Below are 15,350 nucleotides of genomic sequence, written 5' to 3' on the forward strand. Positions count from 1 at the left end.
TCTAAAAATGAAACATCTTATTAAAATATTAACAATAGCATTTATTGGATTTTTAGTTATTTCTTGCGAAAAAGACGAAGATCAGGCAGTTATTACTGAAACTACAAAGAGTAAGATTACAACAGATAAAACAACTCTTGTTTTAGATAAAGATAATCCAGATAATGTGGCATTAAATGTTACTTGGAGTAAGTCGGTATTCGATTTACCTGTTGTTTTTACTCAACAATTGGAGTTCGGAAAGAAAGGGAAGAATTTCGAAGGTTCATCTACTGTGGATGCAACAAATTCTCCATTGGTATTTACACACAAACAACTTAATAGTATTGCACTAAGTTTGGGTGCAACTCCTAATGTTGTTACTGAAATTGAGGTGCGATTAAAAACTTTAGTTGGGGCAGGACCATTTTATTCGAATGTTATTACTTTAACAATCACTCCATATCTTTTAGGACCTGTTTATAACTATACAGATCTATATCTAATAGGGGATGCCACATCAGCCGGATGGACAAATACAACAGCTAATACTAATTTCCTTCCATTGCAAAAAACGGCTACTGCCGGGATCTATTCTTATACTGGGTATTTTGCACAGGGAGAATTTAAAATGATTAAAACTCCCGGATCATGGGATCCGCAATATGGATTAGGTTCTCCAGGAACATTAAGTACAAGTGGTGGATCAGGGAATATTCCTGTTGCAGCTGCGGGGTATTATAAGCTCAGTATTAATACAACCGCTTTGACTTATACATTAGTATCCGTACCTGCTCCGTCAACAACTTATACAACTATTTCAATGATTGGAACAGCATCAGGGGACTGGAATACGGATCTTGATCTTCAGAAATCAACTTTTGATCCTCATATTTGGGTGAAGAAGAATGTTGCAATGAATTCCGGTGAATTTAAGTTCAGAGCTAATCATGATTGGGGAACAAGTTGGGGAGTAGCACAGGAATTCTTTGGAGTAGCAGCCGTAGGAGGAGCCAACATTCCTTTAGCTACAGCATTCCATTATGATGTATATTTTAATGATATAACAGGTGAATATTCTGTAATTCCTGTATTTTAAAATATCCTGAAAAATACTATATCAAATATTAAATTACATAGAATTTAAAAAGTAAGGTGTTGCTTTTTAGTAACACTTTATTTATTTTTTAAACATATAAATAGTCATTATGAAGAAAATTACAGTTGGAGCTTTATTGTTCTCAATGATGTTTGCGGGTGTTAATGCACAAACTTTAAAATCGCCGGACGGAAAGTTCGAAATGGACTTTCAGCTAAAGCAGGGAGTACCTTATTATAACTTAAAATATAATGGGGCAGTAGTTGTTGAAGATTCTAAATTGGGATTGAGATTATTTAAAGACACAGCTATTAAATTTGCCTCTGAAATTGCAAAAGCAGAAGACGCTAAATTTGACCTGAATAACGGGTTTACCAAGACAGATGAGAAAAGGGATTCTAAAAATGAAACCTGGCAGCCTGTACTTGGAGAAAAGAAAAACTATATCAATAACTATAATGAATTAGCTGTTACGCTTAATCAGGCTTCCACAGACAGAAGCATTGTGGTAAAATTCAGGTTGTTTAATGACGGATTAGGTTTCCGATATGAATTCCCACAACAGAAGAACCTTAATTATTTTGTGATCAGAGAGGAAGATTCTGAAATTGATTTTCCGACAGATATGAAAGCATGGTGGATTGTGGCTGATTATGATTCTCAGGAGTACCAATATCAGGAAACAAAAATTTCCGAAATCCCGGGTCGATGGGACAAAGCGTTTGATGCCAATGCTTCTCAGTCATTGGTTAAAAATGCAGTTCAGTCTCCTTTAATGTTAAAGAAAGAAGGTAAAAGTCCTTTATACGTCAATGTAGCTGAAGCGGCGGTTTTGGATTATCCTGCTTCGCATCTGGAAGTGGATGCTCAGAATTTTAAATTTAAAACGCATCTTACAGCCGACAGACAAGGCGCGAAAGGATATATTCAAACTCCTTCTGTTACGCCATGGAGAACGATTATAGTATCTCCAAAAGCAGAAGAGGTAATGGACTCAAAAATGATATTTAATCTTAATGAGCCGACTAAATATACCGATACTTCTTATATTCACCCTACAAAATATATGGGTGTTTGGTGGGAAATGATCATCGGAAAATCCCAATGGGCTTATTCTACGGCAGAAAATGTTCATTTAGGTAAAACCGATTTTACCAAATTAACTCCAAACGGAAAGCATGCTGCGAACAATACTAAAGTTAAAGAGTATATCGACTTTGCTGCTGAAAACGGATTTCAGGGACTTCTGATCGAAGGTTGGAATATCGGTTGGGAAGACTGGTTTGGACATTCAAAGGAATTTGTTTTTGACTTCATTACACCTTATCCGGATTTTGATATCAAAATGCTGAATGATTATGCCCACTCCAAAGGGATCAAATTGATCATGCATCATGAAACTTCAGGTTCGGCAACCAATTATGAAAGATGGTCCGATAAAGCTTTCCAGTTAATGAATAAATATGGATACGATGCTGTAAAAACAGGATATGTAGGAGATATTATTCCAAGAGGAGAGCATCATTATTCTCAGTGGACGATCAATCATTTTTACAGAATTGCAGAGAAAGCGAATGAATATAAGATCATGGTTAATTCTCATGAATCTGTACGTCCGACAGGAGAAAGCCGTACCTATCCGAATTACATTTCCGCAGAAGCAGCCCGTGGAACGGAATATGAGGCATTTGGAGGAAATAATGCAGATCATCAAACCATTTTACCATTTACAAGATGGATGGGAGGCTCAATGGATTATACTCCGGGAATTTTCCAGACTAAACTGGATTATTACTTCCCAGGTGATAAACGATTTGTAAAGACTACTTTGGTAAAACAGCTGGCATTATATGTTACCATGTATATGCCGCTTCAGATGGCTGCCGATCTACCTGAGAATTACAAGAAGCATATGGATGCTTTCCAGTTTATCAAAGATGTAGCAGCGGATTGGGACGATACAAAAATCCTGGCAGCAGAGCCTGGAGATTACGTAATTACAGCCAGAAAAGCTAAAGGAACCGACAATTGGTTCGTGGGTGGAATTACAGATGAGAACAAACGTGAATATACAGTAGACTTCTCTTTCCTGGATAAAGGTCAGAAATATGAGGCAACAATTTATGAAGACGGTAAAGACGCAGATTACATTAATAATCCTCAGAGCTATAACATCTACAAAAAACAGATTACAAGCAAGTCTAAAATCAATTTTAAAATGGTAAGAAGTGGTGGTTTTGCAATCTCCATTAAGCCCATAAAATAAATTTTAAGAACCAACTTAAAACTTAAACCTTACAGGTATATGATTCCTGTAAGGTTTTTTTAAACCAGTCCATTATGAAAAAACTATATATAATATTAGCTCTTTTGACAGGTTTTCTTGCTTTTTCCCAGTTGAAAACATTAGAAAGAGTAGAGCCTGCATTTTGGTGGAAAGGGATGAAAAATCCTGAGCTTCAGTTATTGATTTATGGAAAGAACATCGCAGATTATGGGATTGAGCTGTCCAATGGTATTAGAATTAAAGATATCCGGAAAGTTGAGAACCCAAACTATCTCTTCGTTACCATTAATACGGATGAAATTAATGCTTCTGAGTTTAAAATCAACATAAAAAGAGGAACTGAAAATATAGCTTCTTATTCTTATGAACTCAGACAAAGAAATCCCAATTCAGCCAACAGGGAGTCCTTTACCTCCAAAGATGTGATGTATCTGATCATGCCGGATCGTTTTGCCAATGGTGATGAGAAGAACGATTCTCAGCCTGATCTTACTGAAAAAGCAAACAGAAAGCTTCCCAACGGAAGGCATGGTGGCGACCTCCGCGGTATTATCAATAATCTTGATTATATCCAGAATTTAGGTGCTACATCCGTATGGCTAACTCCGGTTACTGAAGATAATGAAAAAGTATATTCTTATCATGGATATGCACAAACAGATCTTTATAAAATCGATGGACGTTATGGTACCAACGAAGATTACCGTGAACTGTCCCGTGAACTGAATAAACGGAATATGAAACTTGTTTTGGACTATGTTACCAACCACTGGGGAGTTTCACACTGGATGATCAGGGATCTGCCAACCAAAGATTGGATCCATTGGTTTGATCAAGGAGAAAAAGGCTTCTATCGTTCGAATTATAAAACAACGACTCAGTTTGATACCAATGCATCTGATATTGATACAAAATATGCTTTGGATGGATGGTTTGATAAAACAATGCCCGACATCAACCAAAAAAATCCTTTGGTTCTGAAATATCTGATCCAGAATGCAATCTGGTGGATTGAATATGCTGAGCTGGGAGGTTTTCGTGTGGATACCTATCCTTATAACGATAAAGAAGCGATGGCAAAATGGGCAAAAGCCATTACTGATGAATATCCGAAATTTAATATTGTTGGTGAAACGTGGTTATATACGGCCGGTCAGATTTCAGCCTGGCAGAAAGATTCAAAAACAGGAGAAGCGGCTCACTATAATTCCAATTTACCTTCTGTAATGGATTTTATGCTGTATGGTGATCTATCTAAAGCATTTACTGAAAAAAATGGTTGGGATAGCGGGCTGATTAAATTGTATAACGTATTTACCAGTGATTTCCTGTATCCTGATATTGATAATGTGATGGTCTTTTTCGAAAATCATGATACCGAGAGATGGAATGAAATTTTTAATGCTGACCCGGATGCATACAAAATGGCTTTAACAGTAATTTCAACTGTCCGGGGAATTCCGCAAATATATTATGGTTCTGAAATAGGAATGAGGGGGGATAAAAAGAAAGGAGGAGATGCCGATATTCGCAGAGACTTTCCGGGAGGATGGAAATCAGACAGTCAAAATGCTTTTAATCCTTCAACCCAAACGGAAAAGCAAAAGGAATTTTACACTTTTACCCAAAAACTACTGAACTGGAGAAAAGGGAAAGAGGTTATTCATACGGGAAAAACCAAAAATTATATTCCCCAAGACAATGTTTTCGTATATTTCAGGTATAATGAAAAAGACAGTGTTATGATTGTTTTAAATAATAATAAAAAAGAACAGGTTTTGGATTTAAAACGATTTGCTGAATCTATAGGCACCATTAAAAAGGGAAAAGATATCATTTCAGGGAAGGAATTTTCATTACAGAACACCATCACCATACCTGCAAAAACATCGCTGGTGATTGAATTGCAAAAATAATGACATCAAATATATTAAATTAGAATATGAAAAAAATAACAATCATTTATACGCTGGTAGTCCTGGTGTTTACTATTAACTATTCTTCAGCGCAGTCTAAATTCGAGAAAGATAAAGCAGAGATCGGAACCATGCTCGACGGATTCAATGTTGCTGCTGCCAAAGCAGATTATACTGCATATTTTAATTATTTTGCTGATGAGTCCACATTCATCGGGACTGATGCTACAGAAGTTTGGGATAAGAAAGCTTTTATGATTTGGGCTAAGCCGTATTTTGATAAAAAGAAGACCTGGAATTTTACTGCTTTGAAAAGAAATGTGTATTTCAGTAAAGACGGTAAACTAGCCTGGTTTGATGAATTACTGGATACCCAGATGAAAATCTGCCGTGGTTCCGGTGTGGTGGAAAAAATAAACGGAAGCTGGAAAGTAAAACAATATGTCCTTTCCGTAACGGTTCCAAATGATGTAATAGATAAAGTGGTGGCTGAAAAGGCACCGATTGAGGATGTGCTTTTGCAGCAATTGAAAACCAAATAACAGACAATGGCTAAAAAAGTAAAACCGAATCTTTCCATGGCTCAGATCATCAATATGAGTATGGGATTTTTAGGGATTCAGATGGCTTTTGGTTTACAAAACGGAAATGCCAGCCGGATTCTTGCCAACTTTGGAGCAGATGTTCACGAGCTTTCCTGGTTTTGGTTGGTCGCTCCCGTTACCGGATTGATTGTTCAGCCTATTATCGGTCACATGGGGGATAATACCTGGAGCCCATTGGGAAGAAGGAAGCCTTACTTCTTAATAGGAGCCATTTTGTGCGCAATAGGCCTGGTACTACTTCCCAATGCTGCTTCCGCAACCCATATGATGGCAGCAAATGTCTTATTATTAGCTGTTATATTTTTGGCCATGATGGATGCATCCATCAATGTTGCAATGGAACCGTTCCGTGCGCTGGTAGGGGATATGCTTCCAAAACATCAGGGAACAATCGGATTTTCTGTTCAGACAATACTGATAGGAATCGGAGCGGTTATCGGGTCCTATTTGCCGGATTGGTTAACTCAACTTGGAATTTCCAACGTTGCTCAGCCTGGTTTTGTAGCGGATAATGTAATTTATGCCTTTTATATCGGAGCAGGGTTTTTACTGGCAAGCATACTGTATACCATAGTGAGTACAAAGGAATATTCCCCAGAGGAGTTTGCAGAATTTGAAAATGGAAAAGAAATGGTTCAAGAACCATCTAAATTTACTGATATCTTCAAAGATTTTGCTAAAATACCTTTGCTTATGAAGAAATTAGGTGCAGTTCAGTTTTTTTCATGGTTTGCTCTTTTTACGATGTGGGTATTTACCACAAGTGCTTTGGCAACACATCATTTCGGACTGTCCCCGCAGGATACTCATTCAGCTGAATTCAATAGGGCTGGCGATCTTACAGGAAAATTGTTTGGATATTATAACTTGTGGGCAATTCCGTTTGCTTTTCTGCTCACCCCAATCGCCAAATTAATCGGAAAAAAACAAACTCATGCATTAGCTCTTTTTTGTGGAGGGATAGGACTGATTTCTATGTACTTTATCAAAGATGTAAGTTATCTGAAAATCTCAATGATAGGATTAGGCTTTGCCTGGGCAAGTATTTTAGCAATGCCTTATGCGATGCTGATTGATGCTATTCCTCAAAAGAAAATGGGAGTATACATGGGAATCTTTAATTTCTTTATTGTAATTCCTCAGATTATCAACGGTCTTTTTGGTGGGCCTATTGTAAGCGGACTCTTTGGGAATTATGCAATTGGGTATGTTGTTGTAGGAGGTGTTTGTATGTTGCTTGGAGCTGTCCTTACGATGATTTTTATTAAATCTGAAGATGAAACACCTAAAGAAATTGAAGAAGAAATTCAACAGGTCCATTTTTAATTTTATATTAGTAATAATATATCAGATATTAGAAGTTAGAAGGCAGCAATACAATTATGTCGAAAAATATATCAATAGAAGCGGGCTTTAGTCCGCTTTTCTAATTTATACAATAGCTTTAGCCAAAATATAGTTTAAATTACAGATTTATTCATCATAAATGAAGTTTGCAACTGTTCCATAAAATTGATGAGATTATTTAATATATCTATATTCAAAGAGAATAATAGCTCAATTATACATCTGCAATTTTAGAATCTCTGATTGCCCCCTTATGCTGATTATTTTCGCTTTACTTTTCTATCTTAACGAAATCCAAAATTAAGGAAGCTTTTTAACCTTTCTACAAAAAATACTAATCCTCCTGTAATGAAAAAGGTGGGTTTAAACCCACCTCAACAATAAGAGTATAAAAACGGCTTAGCCAAAACTTACATTTTTATTAGCTCAATTGAATTATACCAGTTCTTCAATCTCAGCAATTACTTTTGATAAATTTGTTTCTTTCAACTGTGGAACCATGGTTCCCTGAGATTTGAAAACTTTGATATCCGTAATACCGATGAAACCGAATAAGGTTTTTAAGTAGGTTTCCATATTTTCAATAAGTCCATTTTCATACACACCTCCGGATGCGAAATTCAGGTATATTTTTTTATTTTGCAGAAGACCTTTTGGAACCCCGTCAATATAAGAAAATGTTTTCCCTGCAACAGATATGCTATCGATCCAGGATTTTAAAGTTGACGGAAAACTGAAATTATAAAAAGGAACTCCTATAACAATAATATCTGCATCCTGAACTTCTTTTAATGCTTCGTTAGAATATTTTGAAGCTTCTTTCTGTTCATCATTCTTTTCCTCATCCGGAATTCTTGAAGCACTAAAATGATGAATCTCCAGATGGGGGATAGGATTTAAACCAAGATCACGGACAACAACCGTGCTCCCGGGATTTTTATCCAGTAATTGATTGATAACAGTCTGAGATAATTGATTGCTTATAGAATTTTCTCCTACAATACTTGTTTTGATATTTAAAATGTTAGCCATTTTGTTTAAATTTTTTTGTTTTTATTAATGTCAAAATTATTGTAAATTTACTTTCAAAAGTATAGTGGTTACCTAAAGGAAAGTGGAATAATGGAAAAACAACATAATCATAAAGATTGTACAAAGGCTCTTAAACCTGTTCAGGATACATTGGATGTCATTAATGGGAAATGGAAATTACAGATCATCATTTCTTTGAATGCCGGAAATAAGCGTTTCACAGAGATTGAACGTAGCATTCCCAAGCTTACTTCGAAAGTTTTAGCCAAAGAATTAAAGGAATTAGAACAAAATGGTTTGCTTGAAAGGGTTGTGAAGGATACATATCCTGTTTCTATTGAATACTTACCGACGGAATATACAAAAACACTTCACCCTGTGGTAGAATCATTGGGAAATTGGGGTAAAAATCACCGTCAGCATATCTTTGGGACAACAATTGAAGAAGAGGCGAAGAATGACGATGTGGCTGAATAGATGAAAAGCAAAATGGCAAAAATGCCGAAAGGCGAAAAGTCAGAACAGTTAAATCGTTTAATCGCTAGGAATGTTTGTTGAAAAAAGTTTTTATCAAAGGGTGAAAGTTGTTCATCGACAAAGATGGCGATTTTGCAGTTCCGCAATTCAGCGATTTTGCCTTTTCACCTTTCAACGATTTCACCTTTTTTCCTTTCTTCCTTTCTTACCCTACATCAATATCCACTCCGTCTACGCTCCGTACATTTGTACCATAATTAATCACAATATGAAAACAGTATATCATAAATCAGATTCAAGAGGCCATGCTAATCATGGTTGGTTAAACAGCTACCATACTTTCAGTTTTGCAAACTATCAAAATCCTGAAAGAACAAACTTCGGAGTTTTAAGAGTGTTGAATGACGATACCGTCTCTCAGGGAATGGGATTCGGAACACATCCTCACAGAGATATGGAAATCATTTCTATTCCATTAGAAGGAGATCTGGAGCATAAAGATTCAATGGGTACAACGGCGGTTATCAAAAAAGGAGAGATTCAGGTAATGAGTGCCGGGACAGGTGTTCAGCATAGCGAATACAATAAAAACAAGGATGAGGAGGTGAAATTTCTTCAGATCTGGGTGTTTCCAAGAGAGCTGAATGTAGAGCCCCGATATGATCAGAAAAGCATCAAAGAAGGAGAGAAAATTAATGGTTTCCAGCAGATTCTTTCACCCAACAAAAATGATGATGGAGTGTGGATTCATCAGGATGCATGGTTTAACCTGGCTAACTTTACAAAAGGGAATGGTAAAAACTACGTATTTAACAAAAAAGGAAATGGGGTGTATGCATTTGTTCTAAAAGGAAGTGCAAAAGTAGGCGACAGAATCTTAAATGAGAGAGACGGATTAGGAATCTGGGATACCCAAAGCTTTAATATTGAAGCAATCGAGGACACAGAAATATTATTGATGGAAGTGCCAATGGAATTACCATCTTATCTAAAATAAAAATTAAATTTGTAGACATTAAAAAAATTAAACAGAATGAAAGTTTTAGCAATAGCAGGAAGTAATTCCGAAGCATCAATGAATAAGCATTTGGTATCCTACGCAGCTTCTTTGTTTGCGGGAAAAGCAGAAGTAGAAGTAGTAGACCTTAACCCTTTCGAAATGCCTATTTATAAGCATGAGAGAGAATTGGCAGGAGGAGTACCTCAGGAAGCAAAAGATTTTGCAGCAAAAATTGATGGCGCTAATGTACTCTTGGTTTCTTTACCTGAACATAACGGAACATATTCAACAGCTTTTAAAAATGTATTTGATTGGGTTTCAAGAATCAAGGACAGAACAGTATGGAATGAAGTACCAATGCTTTTAATGTCTACATCACCGGGAGGGAGAGGTGGAGCCGGGGTTTTGGAAGCCGCAACAAAACGTTTCCCTTTCCACGGAGGAAATATTGTAGAAACATTCTCCCTTCCTTTCTTCAACGATAATTTTGATAAAACAGCTGAAAAGATCTCTAATGAAGAAAAAGATAATGAGTTGAGAGAGAAAATTATTAAGATTTCTGCCATTGAAACAATCCTTGAAAAATAGAATTTGAATTTTAATTTAAAATTACTATTTTTGCAAAAAGAAAAAGAGATGAAAATTCAGTCCACTTTCAAAGAATGTTTTTCCATAAAAGGGAAAACTGTGGGCTCTAAAATTCTCAGATAAAATACTGGCCGATAATCTACTAAGATTGTCGGCTTTTTTATTTTCTAAATTTTAAATAAAATTATAATATAAAAAGGTAGGATATACTTCAGATGTAAGATATTAGATTTTCAATAGTCTGCAATCTGAAATCTGGCATCTAAAATCTAAATAATAACATGAGCAATACTTACAAATCTGCAGGAGTAGACAAAGAAGAAGGATACAAAACCGTTGATAAGATCAAAAAAGCGGTTGGTGAGACCCACAATTCCAATGTACTGAACCATTTGGGAAGTTTTGGGGCTTTCTATGAAATCGGTGGATATAAAAATCCGGTACTCGTTTCCGGTACGGATGGAGTAGGAACTAAGCTTAAAGTAGCTTTAGATTCTAAAAAATATGACTCTATCGGTGTAGATTGCTTCGCAATGTGTGCCAATGATATTTTATGTCACGGTGCCAAGCCATTGTTCTTCCTGGATTATCTGGCTTGTGGAAAATTAGACTCTGAAATTGCAGCAGAAATTGTTTTAGGAATGGTAGAAGCCTGTAAAGATAACAACTGTGCATTGATAGGCGGTGAGACCGCTGAAATGCCGGGGATGTATCAGCCTGGGGACTATGATGTTGCAGGATTCTGTGTAGGAATTGTTGAAAAAGATCAGATTATTGATGGCTCTAAAATAAAACCGGGAAATAAGATCATTGCATTACCAAGTTCAGGATTCCATTCCAATGGATTTTCACTGGTAAGAAAAGTATTCCCGAATTTTGAAGAAGAATTTGAAGGAAAACCTTTGTATGAAACTTTATTGGTTCCTACAAGATTGTACTATAAAGATATTCATAAAGTAATCGGAGAAGTAAAAGTTGCAGGAATCGCTCACATCACGGGAGGTGGGTTGTATGAAAATATCCCAAGAATTATTCCTGAAGGTTTGTGTGCTTCTATCGATGCTTCAAAAATACAGATCCCAAGCATAATGCTTGAACTTGAAAAAAGAGGTGGAGTAGCGCGCGAAGAAATGTTCGGAACTTTCAATATGGGAGTGGGAATGATCGTTGTTGTAGATGCTGAACATGCCGAGAAAGTTTTACACCTGCTGGATGATGCTTACGAAATAGGAGAAATCACGGAAGGAAGTGAGAAAATAAAATTAACATTTTAAAAGACTCAAATGTCAGATATCAGATACAAGACGGAATAGTCTGAAATCTGATATCCGACATCTAGTATCTAAATTAATGAAAAACATCGTTGTACTCGTTTCTGGTTCCGGGACCAATCTTCAGAGAATCTTAGATACCATTGAAAGTGGAGAAATCCAAAATGCAAGAGTGTCCTTGGTTGTTGCAGACAGAGAATGCTACGGGCTGGAAAGAGCAAAAAATCATCATATAGAAAATATACTCATTCCAAGAGGGAAAAATTTCAGCAGTGAATTGAGCAAAGTAATTCCTGAAAATACTGATTTAATTGTATTGGCAGGGTTCTTATCTATTCTGAAACCTGAATTCTGCGAAAACTGGAATGGTAAAATAATTAATATTCATCCTGCTTTGCTCCCCAAATTTGGTGGAAAAGGAATGTGGGGAATGAATGTTCATAATGCCGTTATTGAAGCTAAAGAAAAAGAAAGCGGGGCAACAGTTCATTTTGTAACTCCGGGAATTGACGAAGGCCAGGCTATCCTTCAGAAAGCATTTGACGTTACAGAAAATGATACTCCGGAAACATTGGCTGAAAAAGTACACAAGATTGAGTACGAAATTTTTCCGATAGCGATCAATAAAGTATTAGGGAATTAATACAATATACCTGTTTGATAATATTACATTGCTGGAAAGGGACATTGTTACAATTAAAAAAAATCTAAGTAAAATAAAAGTAAATCCGGAGGTGAAAGACCGGGAATACAGTTTGAGATAGCTGTGAAAAGTAAAAAATTGAAAGTAAGATGAGTAAAAAGAGAGTTTTAATCAGTGTTTCTGACAAAAGTGGATTAATAGAATTCGCTCAGTTTTTGGAAGCTCAAAACTACGAATTGATTTCTACCGGAGGTACCTTCAAACATTTGAAGGAAGCCGGTCTGAATCCGGTTCAGATTGATGAGGTGACCAATTTCCCTGAGATGCTGGATGGCAGAGTAAAAACCCTGCATCCAAAAGTTCATGGCGGGCTCCTTGCTGTCCGTTCCAATGAAGAACACATGAAGACGGTTCGGGAACACGGAATTGGTTTGATCGATATGGTTATTGTAAACCTTTATCCTTTCTTTGAAAACGTAAACAAAGATATTTCTCTACATGAAAAGGTAGAATTTATCGATATCGGTGGTCCTTCAATGCTTCGTTCAGCAGCCAAAAATTTTGACTCTGTTACTGTAATTACTGATGTTGAAGATTATACAACCGTAAAAATTGAAATGGAACAGAATGGAGACACGTATATCGAAACCCGTAAAAAGTTGGCCGGTAAAGTGTTCAATCTTACTTCTGCTTACGATGCTGCTATTTCAAGAATGCTTTTAGAAGAGGAATATCCTACTTATTTAAGTGCATCTTATAAAAAAGCTGCTGATCTGAGATACGGTGAAAACCCTCATCAGACTGCTGCTTATTATGTTTCCACTTTCGAAAACGGAGCGATGAAAGATTTCGAACAACTTGGAGGAAAAGAACTTTCCTTCAACAATCTCCGCGATATGGATCTTTGCTGGAAAGTGGTTACTGAATTCAAAGAAGAGATGGCTTGTTGTGCAGTGAAACACTCTACACCTTGTGGCGTGGCGATCGGTACTTCAGCATTGGAAACGTATCAAAAAACTTTTGAATGTGATCCTATTTCAATTTTTGGCGGAATTGTTGCAATGAACTATAAGATCGATGCGGCTACTGCTGAAGAATTAAACAAAACTTTCCTTGAAATTGTTATGGCTCCTGATTTTGATGAGGAGGCTCTTGAAATTTTAAGAAAAAAGAAAAACCTAAGAATTATAAAGATCGTAAATCCGGTTTCCGATAAGCAGACATGGGTGAAAATTGATGGAGGAATGCTGGTTCAGGATAACGATACTTATTTCTCTGAAGATATTAAAGTAGTTACCGATGTACAGCCTACTGAAGAGCAGAAAAAAGCATTGCTTTTCTCTCAAAGGGTTGTAAAATATGTAAAATCTAATGCGATAGTAGTTTCTAACGGTATTCAGGCTTTTGGAATCGGAGGAGGCCAGGTTAACAGAATCTGGGCAACTCAGCAGGCAATCGAAAGAGCTAAAGAGAAATTCTCCGGAAATCTTGTATTAGCTTCAGACGCTTTTTTCCCTTTCCGTGATGTTGTAGATTTCTGCGCTAAGGAAGGTATCAAAGCGATCATCCAGCCGGGAGGAAGTGTAAAAGATCAGGAAAGCATCGAAGCTGCAAATGAGCACGGAATTCCGATGATGTTTACAGGAGTTAGACATTTTTTACATTAATTAAATTAGAATTAAAAAGTAGTTTTGAGGTGGCATTTATCGCTTTCAAAATTATATATTTGTATAATATAGACTAGATAATTAAATAAAGTATGAGAATCTTAATCATAGGTGAAGGTGGAAGAGAGTCTGCATTGGCAGCGAAACTTCATAAAGACTCCAGAGTTACTAAAATGTTTTTTGCTAATGGAAATGCAAGTACGGATGTAATAGGGAAAAATGTTCATTTATCAGAAATTAAAGAACTTAGAGACTTTGCTATCAAGGAAAAGGTGGATCTAACGATTGTAGGTCCTGAAGCTCCACTTGTAGCTGGTTTGAAAGATGAGTTTAAGAAACATGATCTTAAAGTTTTTGGTCCGAACCAGAAAGTGGCAAGTCTTGAAGGAAGCAAGGCTTTCTCTAAGAAATTTATGCAGACCTATGATATTAAAACAGCAAAAGCTGTAGTATTTGATTCGTATAACGAAGCTAAAGAATACGTTCAGACTCAGGAATACCCTTTAGTGATCAAAGCAAGTGGTTTAGCAGGCGGAAAAGGTGTTGTAATTTGTGATACCCTGGAAGAAGCTGAAGCTACAATCCACGATTTCATGATTCGCAGAATTTATGGAGATGCAGGTATCCGTTTGGTTATCGAAGAATTTTTACAGGGTTTTGAAGCTTCAATCATTGCTTTCTCAAACGGAGAAAAACTATTCCCTTGTATTGCTGCTAAAGATTATAAAAAAGCCGGAAACGGAGATACAGGACCTAATACAGGTGGTATGGGATCTGTGGCACCAAGCCCGGAATTTACTGCTGAACATCAGGCTGATTTTGAAAAAAATATTTTGGAGCCTACTGTTCGCGGTCTTAAAGAAGAAGGATTCAGCTTTAAAGGTATTATCTTCTTCGGATTAATGGTTACTAAAAACGGGACTTACCTGCTTGAATACAACATGAGATTCGGTGATCCTGAAACTCAGGTATTGATGGCTCTTATGGAAAACAATCTTTTGGATGTAATCAATGACTGTATGAGCGGAAAAGACATCGAGCTTAAGTTTAAAGACGAGAAAGCCGTATGTCTGGTAATGTGTTCAGGAGGTTACCCGAGAAATATAGAAATAGGCTTCGAGATCAAAGGAGAAGATAAAGTAAAACACAGTCAGTTGCTACACGCCGGAGCGATCCGAAAAGGAGACAAAGTGGTTTCCAACGGGGGTAGAGTTCTTAACCTGGTTGCAACGGGTGCTACTTATGAAGAAGCTCGCAAGAAAGTATACGAAGATGCACTTCCGGTTCACTTCGATTACAGTTTCTACAGAGAAGACATCGGAAAGTTTTAATAAAAATCATAAAAAAAGATTTGGAACGTTTCCAAGTCTTTTTTTGTAAAACAGTTAATATTAGAAACAAGAAGTCAGATGCTCGATTCAAGACTTCAGACCTAAAAA

The 15,350-nt window shown here is 36.6% G+C and carries 13 protein-coding genes; 12 read left to right on the forward strand and 1 reads right to left on the reverse strand.

What is annotated here, in order from left to right; all coding sequences use genetic code 11:
* Positions 1-7: 7 nt before the first annotated feature.
* The 5 genes from ACNFU2_RS00085 (at position 8) to ACNFU2_RS00105 (ending at position 7,212) form a co-directional block, all read left to right on the forward strand.
* Positions 8-1,078, forward strand: coding sequence for a SusE domain-containing protein (locus ACNFU2_RS00085; RefSeq protein WP_418123169.1), 1,071 nt, complete (start codon positions 8-10; stop codon positions 1,076-1,078).
* Between the two features lie 109 nt (positions 1,079-1,187).
* Entirely contained in the window at positions 1,188-3,344 is a 2,157-nt protein-coding gene (locus ACNFU2_RS00090) for a glycoside hydrolase family 97 protein (RefSeq protein WP_273647510.1), read from the forward strand.
* 74 nt (positions 3,345-3,418) lie between these two features.
* On the forward strand, positions 3,419-5,281 hold the full coding sequence (locus tag ACNFU2_RS00095) for a glycoside hydrolase family 13 protein (RefSeq protein ID WP_418123171.1): 1,863 nt from the start codon (positions 3,419-3,421) through the stop codon (positions 5,279-5,281).
* Between the two features lie 26 nt (positions 5,282-5,307).
* Positions 5,308-5,823, forward strand: a complete 516-nt coding sequence (locus ACNFU2_RS00100; RefSeq protein ID WP_418123173.1) for a nuclear transport factor 2 family protein — start codon at positions 5,308-5,310, stop codon at positions 5,821-5,823.
* A gap of 6 nt (positions 5,824-5,829) precedes the next feature.
* Positions 5,830-7,212 carry an MFS transporter gene (locus ACNFU2_RS00105; protein ID WP_172277761.1) on the forward strand — a complete coding sequence of 461 codons (1,383 nt, stop codon included), beginning with the start codon at positions 5,830-5,832 and terminating at the stop codon, positions 7,210-7,212.
* 456 nt (positions 7,213-7,668) lie between these two features.
* Here ACNFU2_RS00105 and ACNFU2_RS00110 read toward each other — a convergent pair whose 3' ends face one another.
* Positions 7,669-8,265 (reverse strand): FMN-dependent NADH-azoreductase, encoded by a 597-nt coding sequence (locus ACNFU2_RS00110; RefSeq protein WP_418123175.1) that lies wholly within the window; start codon positions 8,263-8,265, stop codon positions 7,669-7,671.
* Between the two features lie 90 nt (positions 8,266-8,355).
* Between ACNFU2_RS00110 and ACNFU2_RS00115 the strand changes: the two genes are divergently transcribed.
* The 7 genes from ACNFU2_RS00115 (at position 8,356) to purD (ending at position 15,242) form a co-directional block, all read left to right on the forward strand.
* Positions 8,356-8,742, forward strand: coding sequence for a winged helix-turn-helix transcriptional regulator (locus ACNFU2_RS00115; RefSeq protein WP_172277765.1), 387 nt, complete (start codon positions 8,356-8,358; stop codon positions 8,740-8,742).
* A gap of 268 nt (positions 8,743-9,010) precedes the next feature.
* Positions 9,011-9,739 carry a pirin family protein gene (locus ACNFU2_RS00120; protein ID WP_172277767.1) on the forward strand — a complete coding sequence of 243 codons (729 nt, stop codon included), beginning with the start codon at positions 9,011-9,013 and terminating at the stop codon, positions 9,737-9,739.
* A 36-nt stretch (positions 9,740-9,775) separates the two neighbouring features.
* The gene (locus ACNFU2_RS00125; protein ID WP_172277769.1) at positions 9,776-10,330 is read left to right on the forward strand and encodes an NADPH-dependent FMN reductase; all 555 of its coding nucleotides are present in this window, start codon (positions 9,776-9,778) and stop codon (positions 10,328-10,330) included.
* Positions 10,331-10,611: 281 nt separating this feature from the next.
* Entirely contained in the window at positions 10,612-11,604 is a 993-nt protein-coding gene (gene purM, locus ACNFU2_RS00130) for a phosphoribosylformylglycinamidine cyclo-ligase (protein ID WP_172277771.1), read from the forward strand.
* 76 nt (positions 11,605-11,680) lie between these two features.
* Complete coding sequence (gene purN, locus ACNFU2_RS00135) at positions 11,681-12,244, forward strand: phosphoribosylglycinamide formyltransferase (RefSeq protein WP_172277773.1); 564 nt, start codon at positions 11,681-11,683, stop codon at positions 12,242-12,244.
* 149 nt (positions 12,245-12,393) lie between these two features.
* Entirely contained in the window at positions 12,394-13,911 is a 1,518-nt protein-coding gene (gene purH / locus ACNFU2_RS00140) for a bifunctional phosphoribosylaminoimidazolecarboxamide formyltransferase/IMP cyclohydrolase (protein WP_418123179.1), read from the forward strand.
* A gap of 92 nt (positions 13,912-14,003) precedes the next feature.
* The gene (gene purD, locus ACNFU2_RS00145) at positions 14,004-15,242 is read left to right on the forward strand and encodes a phosphoribosylamine--glycine ligase (protein WP_273647519.1); all 1,239 of its coding nucleotides are present in this window, start codon (positions 14,004-14,006) and stop codon (positions 15,240-15,242) included.
* Positions 15,243-15,350: the final 108 nt, after the last annotated feature.

The organism is Chryseobacterium sp. PTM-20240506, from assembly GCF_048296755.1.
Classification (GTDB): Bacteria; Bacteroidota; Bacteroidia; order Flavobacteriales; family Weeksellaceae; genus Chryseobacterium; species Chryseobacterium proteolyticum.